This is a genomic window from Amycolatopsis sulphurea, from assembly GCF_002564045.1.
GTDB classification, from domain to species: domain Bacteria; phylum Actinomycetota; class Actinomycetes; order Mycobacteriales; family Pseudonocardiaceae; genus Amycolatopsis; species Amycolatopsis sulphurea.
Genome location: NZ_PDJK01000001.1, coordinates 363,642 through 379,754, shown reverse-complemented (window position 1 = coordinate 379,754; position 16,113 = coordinate 363,642). Strand labels below are relative to the sequence as shown.

The window sequence follows — 16,113 nt, the reverse complement described above, 5'->3', positions numbered from 1 at the left end:
GCTGCTGCTCACCTGCGCCGCGCTGCTGCTACTCGGCCCACAGATTCTCACTCCGGCCGACGGGCCTTGGGCGGGATGGCAGCTGATCGTGGCGAACACCTACCCGTTGGTCACCCTCGCATTGCTGCTGACCGCTGCGTACCGGGCACACCGCGCCGCCGTCCTCGCACCGATTCGGCCGACCCCGGCCCGTCCCGAACCGGTAGCCGCCGCGCCGTCAGCCAGTGCGCTCCCCCATCCGAAAGCGGTCTCGATCAAGGAGCTGGCCGAGTATCTGGGGCACGCCGACGCGGGCTTCACGCTCCGGACGTACACCCACCTCGTCCCGTCGAGCCCTGAACGGGCCAGGCAAGCCGTTGACGCGGTGTTCGCGAGATCAAGCAACCAACAAGGCGACGTAACCGCCGCGACTATCTATACCTTGACGTAGATAGAGTAAAGTCTCTCGCTGGACAGCTCGATCAAGGCGCCGAAGAAGGGCGCAGCTTCTCTCGACGCGCCAGCAGGAAGACCGCAATAGGGTGGGAAAAGTTTCTATCGTTCAATCCAGAAAGCGGCACGGAATCAACTATTCAAAGATCCATGCTCGACAGCTTATTTCCAGATCTTGAAATCAGCCTAGAGGCAACCCTTTTGCGGGATATCAGCGACGAATTTAGCGACACCGAGATTGCCACATAGGAGGTCATCCGAGAGAAATGTCCAGAAGGTTCCTTGGTTCGACTCACCGCGCCAGGATACCTCTTCGACAGCAACTACTTAGGCAGCTCTCTAGTAAACCTATCTACAGCAATAAACGGGTATCAATAGCTTAACTACGAGCTACTAAAGGCCGCCCTGAAGGAAACAGAAGGCGACCCCAACAACGAGCTCGCAGACTTGAACTTCCTCGAATCGTCATTTCCCAAAGGGGAAGAGGACGAATACGAGAGAGTCTTGCACGACTTCATCCCAGACTTTGGGTATACCGCAAACTTTCTTCGCGCAGTAATCAGGACCACAAGAGGACTCCTGCCGTCCGGATTGAACCTAGTTTCGTTTAGCTCCCACGGAAACATCCAGATGACAGCAAACACCCGCCTTCAAAGAGAACGCCGATACCTGGAGGCGGACCCGGCAATCATCGGTTCAAGATTCGGCACTACACCTCAGGACTGGACAGTAGTAGGCACCGTAGGCCACTACACCCCAGCTGCCCGCCGAAGCAAGTGCAATACAAAAGAGTGCCATCGAGACACTTCGCGAATTCCAAGATGGAGCAAAAGAAGCCACCGGCTTCAGCCGAGCTAACTTTATAAAGGAAGTAACCAAGATGCTTTCCGAGCTAGGCCGCCTCGGCTTCCTAAATGTTCCACAGCATCCGGGAATGACCATCATCCCCATGGTGATATATCGCCATGTCCAGTAGCGCGAGTGCTTCTCGCCGGGGCGGACAGTCAACGCGGTGTTCGGGCGGTCTGGTGCCAATGACGGCCTGGAGGCGGCCTGATCATGGACCACCAGGACCACCCGAACTACCGGATCAAGATCAATCTAGCCCTTGAGCAGCGCCCGAGCCATCACAACCCGCTGGATCTGGTTCGTCCCTTCATAAATCTGCGTGATCTTCGCGTCCCGCATCATGCGTTCCAGCGGGAAGTCGCGGGTGTAGCCGTAGCCGCCGAGGAGCTGGACCGCGTCGGTGGTCACGCTCATCGCCACGTCCGAGGCGTGGCACTTCGCGGCGGCGCCGAAGAAGGACAGGTCCGCGTCGCCGCGTTCGGACTTCGCGGCGGCGGTGTAGACCATCTGGCGGGCGGTCTCCACGGCCATCGCCATGTCCGCGAGCATGAACTGGATGCCCTGGAAGTCGGCGATGTGCTTGCCGAACTGCTTGCGCTCCTTGACATACGCCAGCGCATGATCCAGCGCGCCCTGCGCGATGCCCACCGCTTGGGCGCCGATCGTCACCCGGGTGTGGTCGAGGGTGCGCAGGGCGATCTTCAGGCCCTGGCCGAGCTCGCCGACCAGGCGGTCGCCGGGGATGCGCACGTTCTCGAACAGCAGCTCACGCGTCGGCGAGCCCTTGATGCCCAGCTTCCTTTCCTTGGCACCGAACGAGAAACCCTCGTCGGACTTCTCCACCACGAACGCGCTCACGTTCCCGCCGCGGGGGCCGTCCGGGTCGGTCACCGCGAGCACCGTGTAGTACTCCGACACCCCGGCGTTGGTGATCCACGACTTCTGTCCATTGAGGATCCAGTCGTCACCGGACTGCTTGGCACGGCAGCGCATCGACGCGGTGTCCGAGCCGGCGTCGCGTTCGGACAGTCCATACGAGAATCCGGCGGCCCCCGAGGCCAGTGGCGGCAGGTACTTCGCCTTCACGTCCTCGTTCGCGGCCAGGATCAGCGGCAGGCTGCCCAGCTTGTTCACCGCCGGGATGAGCGAGGACGCCGCGCACACCCGCGCGACCTCCTCGATCACGATGCAGGTGGCCAGCGCGTCCGCACCCGCGCCGCCGTATTGCTCCGGCACGTGCGGGGCATGGAAATCGGCGGCGACCAGTGCGTCGTAGGACGCCTTCGGGAACTCCGAGCGCTCGTCGGCCTCGGCGGCGTGCGGCGCGATCTGCTCCTCGGCGACCGCGCGGACCGCCGCGCGGATCGCCTCGTGGTCCTCGTTGATCTTGAACAGGTCGAAAGTCATCAGGTACTCCTCGAAGGATCAGGCGTAGGTGTAGAAGCCGCGACCGGTCTTGCGGCCCAGCAGGCCGGCGTCGACCATCCGCGCCAGCAGCGGCGGCGGGGCGTACAGCGGCTCCTTGAACTCCTCGTACAGCGATTCCGCGACCGCCTTGGTGGTGTCCAGCCCGATCAGATCGGCCAGCGCCAGCGGGCCCTGCGGATGCGCGGCACCCCGCACCAGGCCCTCGTCGATGGCCTCCTTGGTGGCGAATCCGGACTCCAGCATGCGCACCGCGGACAGGATGAACGGGATCAGCAGCGCGTTGACCACGAACCCGGACCGGTCCTGGCACAGGATCGCGTGCTTGCCCAGCTGGTCCTCGGCGAACGCGCGCGCCCGCGCGGTGGTCTCCTCCGAGGTCAGCAGCGAGGGCACCAGCTCGACCAGCGGCAGCACCGGCACCGGATTGAAGAAGTGCACGCCGAGCACCTGCGCCGGACGTTTCGTCGCGGTGCCCAGCTTCATGATCGGGATCGACGAGGTGTTGGAGGCCAGCACCGCGTCCGGCGCGGTGACGATCTCGTCCAGCTTGGCGAACAGCTCCCGCTTGACCGCCTCGTTCTCCACGATGGCCTCGACCACCAGCGTGCGGTCGGCCAGCTCGCCGAGGTCCTCGGCGACCCGGATCCGGCCCAGCACCTCGGCCGCCGAGTCGATCCGGCCCTTCTTCTCCGCCCGCGTCAGGGAGGCCTCCAGCCGGGCCCGGCCCGCGTCGGCCGCGGCGCGGCTCGACTCGACCGCGACCACGTCCAGCCCGGCCCGGGCGCACACCTCGGCGATCCCTGCCCCCATCTGCCCGCATCCGACCACGCCGACGAGCTCCACGCGCCGTCTCCTCTCCGCTGTACCGGTACTTGGTTCCACTGTTACGGTACTCAGTATCAGCCGGGAACGGAAGCGGGCGCTCCCGCTGCCGGGACACGGGTGCGGGAAGGAGGGATCGGGATGCCGGCGAAACCGGCCCGCCAGCGGCTCACCGAGGCCGCCTTCGAACTGTTCGAGGAGCGCGGCTACGACCAGACCACGGTGGACGACATCACCGAGCGGGCGGGCGTCGGGCGGACCACGTTCTTCCGCGCCTTCCGGTTCAAGGACGAGGTGATCTTCCCCGACCACGAGGTGCTGCTGAGCGCGATCGGGAACCGGCTGGAGGGCGCGGACCCGCCGACCGCGCTGGTCGCGGTGACCGAGGCCGCCCGGCTGGTGCTGCGGCACTATGTCGCGGAGGGTGACCTCGCGCTCGCGCGCTACCGGCTGACCCGCCGCGTACCCGCGTTGCGCGCGCGGGAGATCGCCGGCACCCAGCAGTATCAGCAGCTGTTCCGCGACTTCATGCACCGCAGCCTGGGCGGCGGCGAGGACACCGCGCTCCGCGCCGAACTGCTGGCCGCGGCCGTGGTCACCGCGCACAACCACGTCCTGCGCCGCTGGCTGCGCGGGCAGGTGGAGAACCCGGAGGCGGAGTTCGACGCGGCGATGGCCGACACCGTCGCGCTGTTCGGCGCGCGTGCGGACGAGCCGGAGACCACGGTGATCGCATTCCGCACCGGCAAGGACCTCTCCGCCGTGCTCCCCGGCCTGCGCCGGCTGCTCGGCAACGACGGGATGCCCGGCTGATCAGTCCACAGTGGAGGGAACCCGGCGCGGGAACCACGGCACCACCGGCGAAGTACGGCGCTGGTACTGCGCGTACTCCGGGTAGCGCCCGCGGGTGATGCTCTCGGTGAAGATCGTGGACCCGACGAACAGCACGCTCAGCAGCAGCGCCCCGGCCACGGTCCAGGTGAGCGCGCCGGCCGCGGCGACGCCGAACCCGGCGACCAGCCACCACTGCGCCTGTTCGAAGAAGAAGTTCGGGTGCCGGGAGAACCGGAACAGCCCGGTCTGCCGGAACTGCGGATCGGGAACGCGCCCGGCCGCGAGTTCGGCGGCCTTCCGGCGGTGGAAGTCCCACTGCTGCTGATCGGCCACGGTCTCCCCCGCCAGGCAGGCGAGGAAGGCGAGCGCGAGCAGCGCGTCGGCCACCCCGAACGGCGTCCGGTGCTCCAGCGCGGTCCACGCGGGCAACGCGATCAGCAGCAGAATCCCGTTCTGGCACAAGGTGATGAAGAACAGGTTGAACAGCTGGAACTGCCACGGCGCCATCCGCCCGCGCAGGATCGCCCAGCGATAGTCCTCGCCGCCACGCGCGTATCCGCCTTTGCGGCCGAAGTTGAACGTCAGCCGCGCGCCCCACAACGCCACGAGCACGAACAGCACGTTCAGCCGCGGGTCCGCGAAACCCGCGTGGCCGGCGAAGATCCCGGCGTAGGCCACCGGCACCAGCGACCAGATCCGGTCCACCCAGGAGTATTCGCGGGTGAGCACCGAGAGCAGCCAGCAGCCGGCGCAGACCGCCCCGAAGACCCACAGGCAGACCTGGAACGCGTTCATGAGCGGAACTTTACGCGCCGCGCGGCGCCTTTTCGGAGGCTCGCCGGGTGAGCACCAATGCGTCGCCGTCGGTGATCGCGACGGTGTGCTCGGAGTGCGCCGTGCGCGAACCGTCGGCCGAGCGGATGGTCCAGCCGTCCGGGTCGTAGACGATCTTGTCGGTCGTGCGCGCAAGCCAGGGTTCGAGTGCGAGGGTCAGCCCGGGCCGGAGCTTCATACCGCGCCCGGCCTGTCCCTTGTTCGACACGTGCGGATCGCCGTGCATGGTGCGGCCGATGCCGTGCCCGCCGAATTCGGTGTTGACCGGGTAGCCGTATGCGCGGGCGACGCCCCAGATCGCGGCCGAGATGTCGCCGAGCCGGTTGCCCGGACGCGCCACCTCGATCGCCGCCTCCAGCGCCTCCTCGGTGGCGCGGATGATCCGCTGGTCCTCCTCCGCCGGGGTGCCGACGATCACCGTGCGCGCCGAATCGGCCGCCCACCCGTCGATGGTCACCGCGAAGTCCGCGGTCAGCACGTCCCCGTCGCGCAGGAGGTAGTCGTGCGGCAGGCCGTGCAGCACGGCGTCGTTGACGGCCAGGCAGAGGACGTTGCGGAACGGGCCCCGGCCGAAGGAGGGCGAGTAGTCCCAGTAACACGACACGGCCCCGCGCTGCTTGATCATGTCCCGCACGTGGTGCTCCAGATCCAGCAGGTTGACGCCCACGTCCGCAAGCCGGCCGACCTCCGAGAGCACCTCGGCGACGAACCGCCCGGTCACGTGCATGCGGTCGATCTCCGCAGGCGTCTTCAGCTCGATCACGGTTGCCTCACGTTCGACATCGGTATAGTTATACCGACGACAGTAGCACGATGCCGGGATAGAAATACCAGTCCGGCCGGGGCGCGCGGCCCAGGCTGCCGCTCGAGACGCGCGGCCACCTCGTGGTGTGCGCCGACCTGTCCCGGGTCTGTGAAGGGGCCCTTCACGGACTCTGAGTCCGTGAAGGGCCCCTTCACAGACCTTCACGGACCTCCGCCGTCTGCGCAGGGCCCCTCACACCGACTTTGCCGACACCCTGGTCACCTCGCTGATCAGCGACCTGCCGCCCACCCTGGGCGTCGACTTCTCCCGCCCGACCGGTGATTTCTTCGTGGACGCGAACTACTGGTACGCCCGCGACGCGGACATGCTGTTCCTGCATCCGCCGGACTGGATGCGGATCGTCACCGGCCGGTCCGCCTTCTGCTATCCGCTGCTCTCCTGGTACTGGTGACCGGCCGCAACGGGATGGATCCAGCTGCCCGCGGTGATCTACGCGACGATGATCGTCACGCTCACCGCGGGGTGGTGGTGTTCGGCGATCCGGCCACCCGCACCGGCAACCCGGCGAAGTTCCTCGCCTTCACCCTGCCCTATGTGCTGATTCCGTTGCTGCTGATCCGGATGCGCCGGCCGCTGCCGTTCACCCGCCGGTTTCTGACCACTGTGGACAGACGGGTTCAGCCGATCCGCTGCCGGCGGCGGGCCGGGGTATGCCCGGGATGCGGCAGCCGCAGCGGCTCGGTGTCCGGGTGGTACTCGAAATGCCACCATTCGTTGTCGTAGCGGCGGAACAGCCGATGGGCCGCGCCGTGCCGTTCCAGCCAGGCCGCGCCCTCGGTCGGGCGCACGTCCATGGCCGTCCCGCCGACGTGCGCGGACTCCTCCGGCGGCAGCACCAGCCGCCGCGCCTCGGAGACCGAACCGGTGCGGCGGACCTCCTCGGTGAACAGCCGGTACTGCTCGGCCGCGTCGCGGTGGCCCGACGTCAGGCCGATCAGCTGCCCGTCCCGCCAGAACGCCTCGGTGCGGGCGCGGGTGAACGCCGCACGGGCCGCCGCGTTCAGCCCGGCCAGATCCTCGGCCGGATACCGCAGGCCCAGCGCCCACTGGCAAGCCAGGTATCGGGCACGGCCGGGCGCCCGGACGAACGCGACGGGCAGCAGCAGTACGCCCATCAGCCGGGTGATCGCCGTCAGCAGCCGGGGACTGAGCAGGAAGCGGAGCATGCAGCCAGTTTCGGAGGCCGGTGTGCCCGGCCGGTGCGGACGATGTCCGGGCAGTCCGACGGCTCTGTAACAGCTCTGTGACAGCCGGCGTCCGTTACCGGTTCATGACCTGCCGCGCACCCCGCGGTGAAGCACCACCACGACGCTGTCGGGTGGTGTCCGCTGTGGACTGTCCGGGAGCCGGACGGGCGGGCACCGATCACTGCTGCGATAGTGAGAACCATGCCCCGGGTGCTGCTCATCGAAGACGACCAGGCCGTGCGGGAGGGCCTGCAGATCGCCCTCACCTACCAAGGCCACACGGTCGAAGCCGTGGAGACCGGAGAGGAGGGACTCGCCCGGCTCACCGGCGGCACCGCCGACGTGGTGGTGCTCGATCTGATGCTGCCCGGCATGGACGGATTCGAGGTGTGCCGCCGTATCCGCGCCTCCGGCGATCTGCCGATCATCATGCTCACCGCGCGCAACGACGACATCGACGTGGTCGCCGGGCTGGAGGCCGGTGCCGACGACTACGTGGTCAAGCCCGCACAGGCCCGGGTGCTGGAGGCGCGCATCCGGGCGGTGCTGCGCCGCACCGGAGGCGAACCGCGCCAGGCCGGTGCGGCGGAGGCGGGGCCGGAACGGCACGGGGACCTGGCCATCGACCGCGCCGGCCTGGTGGTGGCCAAGCACGGCCGGCCGGTCGCGCTCGCGCCCACCGAACTGCGCCTGCTGCTCGAACTGTCCGCCTCGCCCGGCCGGGTGCTCAGCCGCCAGCAGCTGCTCGAATCGGTGTGGGACCAGGGATACCTCGGTGACTCCCGGTTGGTGGACGCCTGCGTGCAACGGCTGCGCTCGAAGATCGAGGACGATCCGGGCGCCCCGGCGTACGTGCAGACCGTCCGTGGTTTCGGCTACCGCTTCGGACCGCTGTGAAGCTCTGGCGGAACTGGGGGCTGCAGGCGCGCCTGCTGCTCGCGTTCGCCCTGCTGAGCGTGGTGACCGCGAGTGCGGTGGCCGGGATCGGCTATGTCCGGGCGCGGGACGCGATCGTGCAGCAGGCGCAGGACAGCGCCGTGGTCGACATGACCAACAAGCTCCAGCAGATGTATCCGCTGCGGACCGGTGCCCCGGATCCGGCCCAGCTGAACGACATCGTCGAGAAGCTGCGCGGCCGCACCGTCACCGTTGCCGCGCTCGCCGGCTCGCTGTACCAGGGCGACCTGCCCGTTTCGGACATCACTCCGGAGCTGCGCGCGAAGGTGGGATCCGGGCAGGTGGCCTGGCAGCGGATCGCCCACGACGGCGTCACCGCGCTGGTGATCGGATCGCAGCTGCAGATCACCGGCGGCTCGAAGCACGCACCGACCTTCCCGTCCGGCATCGAGGTGTACGAGCTGCGGACGTTCGAGAACGAGAGCGAGACGATCGCCGGACTGGCCCGCGACGCGTGGCTCACCGGCGGCGGTGGCCTGCTGCTGGCCATGCTGCTCGCGCTGCTGGCCGCCCGCAGCGTGCTCCGGCCGGTGCACGAGCTGCAGCGCGCGGCGCACCGGCTCGGCGAGGGCGATCTCGACACCCGGCTGACCGTGCGTGGCGGTGACGAACTGGCCGCGGTCGCCGGGACGTTCAACTCGACCGCGGAATCCCTGCAGAAGCACGTCGGCGAGCTGCGCCGGATGGAGGCGGACGCGCGCCGGTTCGTCGCCGACGTCTCGCACGAGCTGCGTACCCCGCTCGCCGCGATGACCGCCGTCACCGACATGCTCGACGCCGAGTCGGAACGGCTGCCCGGCGTGTCCGGCCAGGCCGTGCGGCTGGTCAGCCGGGAGACGCACAACTTGACACGGCTGGTGAACGACCTGATCGAAGTGACCCGCTTCGACTCCGGCACGGCTTCGCTCGCGCTCGACGACATCGACCTGGCCGAAGCGATCCGGATGACGCTGCGCACCCGAGGGTTCACCGACGAGGTCCAGGCGGACCTGCCGGACGGCATCCGGGCCAGGGTGGACCCGCGCCGGCTGGACGTGATCGTGGCCAACCTGGTCGGCAACGCGCTGCGGCACGGCGAGACCCCGGTGACCGTGCGGCTGACCGGCGACGCCGCCGGGGTGCGCATGGAGGTCGCCGATTCCGGCCCCGGGCTCGACGAGGAAGTGCTTCCGCACGTGTTCCAGCGGTTCTACAAAGCAGACAGCGCGCGCGGCCGTTCCGAGGGCAGCGGGCTCGGGCTCGCCATCTCCTGGGAGAACACCCGCCTGCACGGCGGGCAGCTGACCGCGGCCAACGCGCCCGGCGGCGGCGCGGTGTTCGCGGTGTGGCTGCCCCGCACGACGGAGGTGGAGCAGTGACCCGCCGGACGGTGTGCGTGCTGGCCGCGGTCGCGCTGCTGGCCACCGGATGCGGAGTGCGGCCCAGCGGGGTGATCCCGGGTAACGGAGCACCGAGCGGACCGGCCTACCCGCCCGGCCGGTCCGGCACCGCGGCCCCCGGGGCGGGGCAGGACGTGGTGCTGTACTTCGTCCGGGGCGGCTCGGTGACCCCGGTGTCGCGCTCAGGCCCGCCCCCGGAGCCGGCCGGGCTGATCGGCATGCTGGCCGCCGGACCGGACGGCCGGTCCGGCGAGGGAGGCTTCACCACGGAGGTGCCGAAGACCGCCCTGCCCGCCACGGTGACGACTGCCGGCGTGAGCGTGCAGGCGAACCTGCACTCGGACGTCACCACGCTGTCCGCGACCGCGGTCGACCAGATCGTCTGCACCCTGCTGTCGGACGACAGCCTGGCCGAGCTGGCCACGGTGGTCCTCAGCGGCGGCGGCCGGACCCTCCCGGCGGCACGATGCCACCCCTGAGCGTCCGGGTCACCGGGGCTTGAGCGCCGGGGCGAAGATCACCCCGAGCAGGCACAAGACGATCGGCAGCACGAACGTGACGTTGAGCGGCATGAAGTGCGCCAGCCCGCCGATGATCGCCGGGCCCGAGAGCAGGCCGAGGTAGCCGACGCCGACCACGCGGGCCATCAACGCGCCGGACGCGCGGGTGTCCAGGTTTCCCGCCGCGGTGAACAGCTGCGGAACGCCGCCGGAAAGGCCCAGCCCGAACACCGCCCAGCCGATCAGGGACAACGGCACCCACGGCGACGCCGACGCGACCGTCAGCCCGAGCGCGGCGAGCGCCGACCCGTACCGCATCACCGCCACCGGCCCGGCGAACGCGGCCACCCGGTCGGTGGCGAACCGGCCCACCGTCATCGCGACCGCGAACGAACCGTAGGCCAGGGCGGCGGTGCTCTCCGAGGTGCCCAGCCCGTCGCGCAGGTACAGCGCCGACCAGTCGTTCGCCACGCCCTCGGACAGCATCATGGCGAGCGCGAGAAGGCCGAGCAGCCAGACGAGCCGGGCCGGCGGGCTCTTCCTCTCGTCCACAGTGGACTCTTGCGCCGAGGCCGCGGGCGTGGCCAGCAGGAACCGGCCGGCCACGGCCACCACCAGCGCGCACAGCAGCCCGGTGCCGCCGAGCGAGACCACGGCAGGCAGCCCCGCGTCGAGCACCGCCGCACCGGCCACCGAGGCCAGCGCCCCGCCGATCGACCACATCGCGTGGAACGCCGCCATGATCGGCCGCGAGTAGGCCCGTTCCACGACCACCGCCTGCGCGTTCATCGCGACGTCGAGCGAGCCGTTGAAGAAGCCGAACCCGAGCAGGGCCAGCGCCAGCGTCCACCAGTTCCCCGCCAGCCCCGGCAGCACCAGCGCCACCCCGAGCAGGATCCCCGCGACGGGCACGATCCGGTGATTGCCGAACCGGTCGGCCAGCCGGCCGGCGACCTGCATCCCGGCGAGCGCGGCGCCGCCGAGCACCAGCAGCAGCGCGCCCAGCGCGGGGTGCGAGATCCCCGCGGCGCGCTCGACCACCGGGATATGCACCACCCACATGCCGACCGCGAAACCGTTGAGCGCGAACACGATCCAGGTCGCCGCACGGGCCCGGCGCGCGACGGTCCGTGCCTGGGGTGGGGACAGCTCGGTCATCGGCCTCGTTTCCTGGTCGACGGCGGGTCTGTCCCGATGATCGCACGGCGGGGCGCGGTCCGTCTCGCACGGAAGGCCTCAGGCCGGGGTGAGATCCTTGTGGTACACCAGGAATTCGCACGGCACCGCGAGCAGCGGCGCGAGGTGCGGGAAATCCACGTCGAGGGTAGTGGTCCGGACCACCTCGTAACCGAGCCTGCGGTACCAGCGGGCGAGGAAATCCTTCGCCGGGTGGGTACCGTCGCGCGGCACCAGCAGTTCCAGCTGAATCCGGCGATGCCCGGCCGCGCGGCTGTGCCGTTCGGCGAAGGCGACCAGCGCCCGGCCCAGCCCCGTGCCGCGCACCTCGGGCGACGCGGCCAGCATGCCGAACTCCCCCGTGTCGTCGGCGAGGCGGCACACCCGGACACAGCCGGCCAGCCGGCCGCCGAGCCGCGCCACCGCGATCTCCCCCGCGGCGACGAACCCGGCCACCTCGGCGGGCGTGGTGCGGTCGACCGCGCCGGACCAGAGGCCCGTCTCGGACTCCGCGTAGACCAGATTGACCAGGTCACTCACCGCGGCCACGAGCGCGATGTCCCCGGCCGCGGACGGCGGCAGCAGCGTGATCTCCGGAGCAGTCACACGACGCAGCGTAGCCGTGGGTGCGGTGGTTGGCGGGGTGTCCGCGTGAGCCGCCCGGCGCAGCACTCCTTCAACGATCACCGGGCATGCAACGACCCCACGGCCCGGGCGAATCAATGCAGCTACCCCGTTTCCGGCCGAACTGCCCACCATGCTCAGCGGCACCGTGGTCACGCGACCCGGTTCGCCCTCGAACGACGGGCGTCATGATCCGCTCAGCATGGGAGCAATGCGAACTGCCCAGCGCATGCCCACCGCAGCAGGGTTCCGGCAAAGTTGGTCGGGGACACGGCAGCGGGCGATGCTGAGGTGTGTGCGACCACCTCGTGGCGTGCGCCGGACCGGCTTCAGGTCGGTGAAGGGGCCCTTCACGGACTCTGAGTCCGTGAAGGGCCCCTTCACAGACCTCCACACCAACTTTGCCGACACACTGCCCACCGCAGCACCCGGTCATGCGTTCGCCCCACCGGCCCGGGTGATCAGGGAGCCGGACACTCAGCCGGGAAGGTGCTGGACTCAGCAGATGCTGCCGATGCTGGAGGTCCAGCCCCACCACATGCCGTACTCGGCGAGGTTCCCGGCGTCGTTGAGGTGGATGCCGTCGGCGTTCCACGGGCTCGGGTTCGGCAGGTTCGCCGAGCCGGCGGGCGGGATGTACTGCCGCAGGTCGACCAGCGCGGTGCCCTTGGCGACCGCGGTCTGGTGGATCACCGAGGCATACTGGTCCCAGGTGTAACGCTGGACCGAGCCGCCATAGGGGTTCGGGGTCCACTTCAGCTCGGCGTAGATGGACATCAGGATGTCGACCCCGGGCCGCGCGGCGCGGATACCGTCGATCACCTTCTCCAGATCGCCCCGGAATTTCGCGGGGTCGGCCTGTGAGATCAGCTCGTTGCCGCCGAGGTCGACGAGGACCAGATCCGGGGTGTGAGCCGTCAGGTCGGCGAGCGCGCCGGTGGTGTCCGCCCAGCGGCCGCCGGGCAGGTAGTCGGCGGCGAGCGCGCCGTTGTGCGAGTGGTTGCGGGTTTCGGTACCCCATTCCGCGTGCAGGTCGTTGGCCAATTTCGTGGCCCACCCGTAGGTGGTGGGCGCGTAGGTGTCGGTGGCGGACCGGTAGCCGGTGGTGGCGTAGCCGGTGTCGGCCGAGGTGCCGAGGATGGCGACCGAGCCCTTGCGGGCGCACCAGGTGCGCTCCTGCGCGGCGTCCGCGCCGACCGTCGTGCACATACCGAGACCGAGGGCCAGAAGTGACACGAGCGCGACAAATCGGGCTTTTCGCATGGTGGGGGGACCTTTCGAGCACACCGGGGATCCGGCGAGTCGGGAATCGGGGACCAGAGGTCTTCGGCAGGTAGTTCGTCGCCATGAGGAACCTGAACACCGGAGGCCTTGCGGACACTTTAGCGTGACAGGACGATCTAATTTGACCGACGCTCAGCAGTGCAAGGACTATCGCCGGAACCGGGGCCGCCTCGCGCGTGACGGGGTGACCCCGGTTCCGTGCCGCCGGGTCAGGTCCGGTAGTCCCGGGTCCGGCCGGTCGCCGGGTCATGATCGATGACGCCGTGTTGGAAGGTGTTACGGCGCAGATTCCCGGCCTGGATTTCGTCGCTGGTGGGGAAACCGAGGTAGGAACGTTCCCAGCCGAGCCGGGCGTAGTGGTCGCCGATCGCGCCGTAGATCAGGTGCGCACCGGTGGCGGGCGACCAGTAGATCGAGCCGCCGTTCTGCACGTGAGTAAAGCTGCCCTCGACATTCGGCGTCGGAGTGGTGTCGATGGTGGGCAGTTTCCAACGGTATTCGCCAGCACTCTGGTATTTCTCCAACGCTGCACCGGTGACCGCGTGCGCACCCGTCGCAGCGCTCCAGTACATCCGGCCGCCGGCGTAGTCGCGGTAACGGACCCCGCCGCCGAACGCGTCGTACACCTCGGGCGCAACCGGGGCGCCCAGCTTGGCGCGGAGGGCGTCGTCGTTCTTCCAGCGCAACGTGATCGGCGTGGTCACCTCCGGGTCCGGGTCGACCACTGACCAGGTGGTGTCCTCTTTGAACAGCCAGCTGGCGTTGTAGGTGCCACTGTCGGTACTGGCGGCGGCATACACCTGGCCGCCCCAGTGGCGCAAGAAGTGGCCACGGTGGGAGTAGGACTCCAGCGACACACCGGAACCCGACGTGCCCGGGCTGGCGCACCAGGTTGCGTCGTTCTTGAACGGGGTACCACCGTCATTGGCGGCGAGCTTCACCATGTCGCCGTCGGCGCGCAGGTAACTGCCCTCGAACTGGGTGGACTCCAGCGAGAAGCAATTCGGGTCGGCCAAGCCATCCTTGATCGTCCAGGTAGCGTCGGTCAGCTTCGCAGTGCTCCGAGTGCCGGGCTCACCCCGGACAATGTAAGTGCTGCCACCGTTACTGGCGACGTACGCGCCACGGACACCGGAGGTAGTCGCTTCCAGCGACTGCGTCGGCACAGCATGTTGGCCGGTTTGCAGGAAGGCCTCGATGTCGTGGTCGGAGCCGGCAAGCGCGGCGACAGCGGCGGCGACCAGGCGGGGCCGCATTCCACCATTCTCGGCGCGGGCCTTGATCTCCCGTACGACCCGACGGTTCTCCGCAGCCTTCTTTTCGTTCTCTACCGCGACATCGCGATCACGCGCGGCATAAATGCCAGTGGCAAGGTAAGCCTTCCAATCTGCCGGAACCGCACTGCTCAAGGAAGCCTGAGCGGCAATGGCGATCTGGGTCCCCGGCGCCGCTTTCTCCAGGATCTTCCGGATGAAGAAGTCGTCGGCCAGATCGAGCATCACGTCGGTGGTCTGCAATCCGACGACGGTGGCCGCGTTCTGCCGGGCGTCCCGTGCCGCCAGCCGTACTTTCTCCGCCTCGTCACGGTCCTTGTCGGCGTTGATCGCGTCCGTCTGGTCCTGTCGCTTCGCCGCGAGCAAACCGTTGGCAAGAAAGACTTTCTGCTCGGCTTCCGACGCCCCGTAGGCCGCGAGCGCAGCTGCCTTGACCTTCGGATAGCCGGTCACGAAATGCCACAAGTCGTAAATGAAGTCACGGTAACCCAGATCGAGCTGCTGATCAGTAACCGGCATCGCGACGAGCGCGGCAGCGCTCTGCTTCAATCGCCGCGCCTGGTCACGCTCCAACCGCCCACGCGCGTAGTTGTCCCGATCACGCCCGGCCAGTTCGGTGACCCCGGACCGGATGAACAACGTCGACGCCGTATCGCCATCCCGGAATGCCTGCAGCGCGCCTTCTTTCACCAGCGGGAACCGCACCGGGTCGGCGGTGTCGAAAATCTTGAAGACGAAATCGTGGTCACGCAGGACGAGCCAGCCGTTGTCGATGTCCAGTCCCAACGACCGGACCGCCTCCACCCTCTCGCCCTGAGTCGCCTCCGGCACCCGGGTCGCCGGCGGAACGGCAGGGTCGACGGGCGCCTCGGCCAACGCCCTCACCGACGGCATCGACGGCACCACCGGCACGGCGTCGGCCCAAACCGGCGGGGTCGCGAACCCCGTCAACACGGCCGTAGCGGCGACGGTGATCAGCACCCGGCCGGGCAGGCCGGGCCTCTTGCCCATTGCAAACACTCTCATTCCCCTCTGAATTCCTACCCCTGTGGTGCCCCTGCATCGGCGATCTTCGGCAAACCCCGCATAACCCCCGATCACCCCGAATTACTCCCGCAGTAAACCAACGAAATACCATTCGCCGCATCCACGGTTACCCTATGCCATAAATAGTCGGCGACAATCATGATCTTCCTGTAGCACACCTCGGTCGACCTGGTACACCTTTCCTGCAATTATTCGACCGGAGTGCCAGTCTGCGATAAAATCTTGCTTTGCGGCAAGTAGCTCCGACCCTCATCACCAGTGTCCATCAGTGCGCCGCATGTTCGGCCACCAGACGACCCGGGACGCTAATTGCCGGCATCGCCGCATCCGCTCAGAATTCGATCACCTCAGCTGCAGGATCCGGCGAATATCGGACAATCAGGTCGCCGAGCAGCGCCGACTCGGCGTCGCAGTCCTCTTCGACACGCCGTTCTAGAATAACGGCGTCCGACCCCGTCCAGCACCGTGACGGTCTCTGGGCCTACAGAGAACCGGTTCAGTCTGACTCGGTATACTTTTGATCTTCAGAGCCCGCGGAGGCAGGGGAGCAAGCCCGCTCCCGCAGACCCTGCCGCGAGAAGTTAAATAGAGAATGCACATCAGTTCACCCTCCCCTCATTAAATAGATATCGCTGTTCAAACCCCCTTGTCATGCCGTTT

The 16,113-nt window shown here is 68.3% G+C and carries 15 protein-coding genes and 1 pseudogene; 7 read left to right on the top strand and 9 right to left on the bottom strand.

The annotated features are described in order from the left end of the window. Positions 1-241: 241 nt before the first annotated feature. Together ATK36_RS34915 and ATK36_RS34530 are read left to right on the top strand one after the other, a co-directional pair. Positions 242-430: pseudogene (locus tag ATK36_RS34915) on the top strand (hypothetical protein); the annotation flags it as partial. After that, positions 376-681 carry a DUF6414 family protein gene (locus tag ATK36_RS34530; RefSeq protein ID WP_423682843.1) on the top strand — a complete coding sequence of 102 codons (306 nt, stop codon included), beginning with the start codon at positions 376-378 and terminating at the stop codon, positions 679-681. The pseudogene ATK36_RS34915 and the gene ATK36_RS34530, both read left to right, overlap by 55 nt. Positions 682-1,533: 852 nt before the next feature. On the opposite strand, the gene ATK36_RS01720 is transcribed toward ATK36_RS34530, so the two are convergent. Together ATK36_RS01720 and ATK36_RS01715 are read right to left on the bottom strand one after the other, a co-directional pair. Continuing rightward, positions 1,534-2,688, bottom strand: a complete 1,155-nt coding sequence (locus ATK36_RS01720) for an acyl-CoA dehydrogenase family protein (protein WP_211291757.1) — start codon at positions 2,686-2,688, stop codon at positions 1,534-1,536. 18 nt (positions 2,689-2,706) lie between these two features. Further along, positions 2,707-3,519: a 3-hydroxybutyryl-CoA dehydrogenase gene (locus tag ATK36_RS01715; protein ID WP_245914391.1), complete on the bottom strand. Its 813-nt coding sequence runs from the start codon at positions 3,517-3,519 to the stop codon at positions 2,707-2,709. 153 nt (positions 3,520-3,672) lie between these two features. Between ATK36_RS01715 and ATK36_RS01710 the strand changes: the two genes are divergently transcribed. Beyond that, positions 3,673-4,344 carry a TetR/AcrR family transcriptional regulator gene (locus ATK36_RS01710; RefSeq protein WP_098509517.1) on the top strand — a complete coding sequence of 224 codons (672 nt, stop codon included), beginning with the start codon at positions 3,673-3,675 and terminating at the stop codon, positions 4,342-4,344. Here the strand turns inward: ATK36_RS01710 and ATK36_RS01705 are convergent, their stop codons facing one another. Both ATK36_RS01705 and map read right to left on the bottom strand, forming a co-directional pair. Next, positions 4,345-5,160 carry a DUF1295 domain-containing protein gene (locus tag ATK36_RS01705; protein WP_098509516.1) on the bottom strand — a complete coding sequence of 272 codons (816 nt, stop codon included), beginning with the start codon at positions 5,158-5,160 and terminating at the stop codon, positions 4,345-4,347. A gap of 10 nt (positions 5,161-5,170) precedes the next feature. Then, complete coding sequence (gene map / locus ATK36_RS01700) at positions 5,171-5,962, bottom strand: type I methionyl aminopeptidase (RefSeq protein WP_098509515.1); 792 nt, start codon at positions 5,960-5,962, stop codon at positions 5,171-5,173. Between the two features lie 331 nt (positions 5,963-6,293). On the opposite strand from map, the gene ATK36_RS34120 reads away from it, so the two are divergent. Next, entirely contained in the window at positions 6,294-6,416 is a 123-nt protein-coding gene (locus ATK36_RS34120; RefSeq protein WP_281258985.1) for a hypothetical protein, read from the top strand. A gap of 226 nt (positions 6,417-6,642) precedes the next feature. On the opposite strand, the gene ATK36_RS01690 is transcribed toward ATK36_RS34120, so the two are convergent. Further along, a complete protein-coding gene (locus ATK36_RS01690; RefSeq protein WP_098509514.1) occupies positions 6,643-7,191 on the bottom strand; it encodes a D-alanyl-D-alanine carboxypeptidase family protein in 549 nt (182 codons plus the stop codon). Positions 7,192-7,413: 222 nt separating this feature from the next. On the opposite strand from ATK36_RS01690, the gene ATK36_RS01685 reads away from it, so the two are divergent. From ATK36_RS01685 to ATK36_RS01675, 3 genes are read left to right on the top strand one after another with little or no spacing between them, the layout of a single operon-like run. Then, positions 7,414-8,109 carry a response regulator transcription factor gene (locus ATK36_RS01685; RefSeq protein WP_098509513.1) on the top strand — a complete coding sequence of 232 codons (696 nt, stop codon included), beginning with the start codon at positions 7,414-7,416 and terminating at the stop codon, positions 8,107-8,109. Continuing rightward, positions 8,106-9,527, top strand: coding sequence for a sensor histidine kinase (locus ATK36_RS01680; protein ID WP_098509512.1), 1,422 nt, complete (start codon positions 8,106-8,108; stop codon positions 9,525-9,527). The genes ATK36_RS01685 and ATK36_RS01680 overlap by 4 nt, the downstream gene beginning before the upstream one ends. Beyond that, a complete protein-coding gene (locus tag ATK36_RS01675) occupies positions 9,524-10,027 on the top strand; it encodes a hypothetical protein (protein WP_245914166.1) in 504 nt (167 codons plus the stop codon). Before ATK36_RS01680 ends, ATK36_RS01675 begins: the two co-directional genes overlap by 4 nt. 9 nt (positions 10,028-10,036) lie before the next feature. Here ATK36_RS01675 and ATK36_RS01670 read toward each other — a convergent pair whose 3' ends face one another. From ATK36_RS01670 to ATK36_RS01655, 4 genes are all read right to left on the bottom strand, one after another. After that, the gene (locus tag ATK36_RS01670) at positions 10,037-11,206 is read right to left on the bottom strand and encodes an MFS transporter (RefSeq protein ID WP_098509511.1); all 1,170 of its coding nucleotides are present in this window, start codon (positions 11,204-11,206) and stop codon (positions 10,037-10,039) included. A 78-nt stretch (positions 11,207-11,284) separates the two neighbouring features. Then, complete coding sequence (locus tag ATK36_RS01665) at positions 11,285-11,830, bottom strand: GNAT family N-acetyltransferase (protein WP_245914164.1); 546 nt, start codon at positions 11,828-11,830, stop codon at positions 11,285-11,287. Between the two features lie 516 nt (positions 11,831-12,346). Next, positions 12,347-13,111: an SGNH/GDSL hydrolase family protein gene (locus ATK36_RS01660; protein WP_098509510.1), complete on the bottom strand. Its 765-nt coding sequence runs from the start codon at positions 13,109-13,111 to the stop codon at positions 12,347-12,349. 230 nt (positions 13,112-13,341) lie between these two features. After that, the gene (locus ATK36_RS01655) at positions 13,342-15,507 is read right to left on the bottom strand and encodes an AbfB domain-containing protein (RefSeq protein ID WP_141544339.1); all 2,166 of its coding nucleotides are present in this window, start codon (positions 15,505-15,507) and stop codon (positions 13,342-13,344) included. Positions 15,508-16,113: the final 606 nt, after the last annotated feature.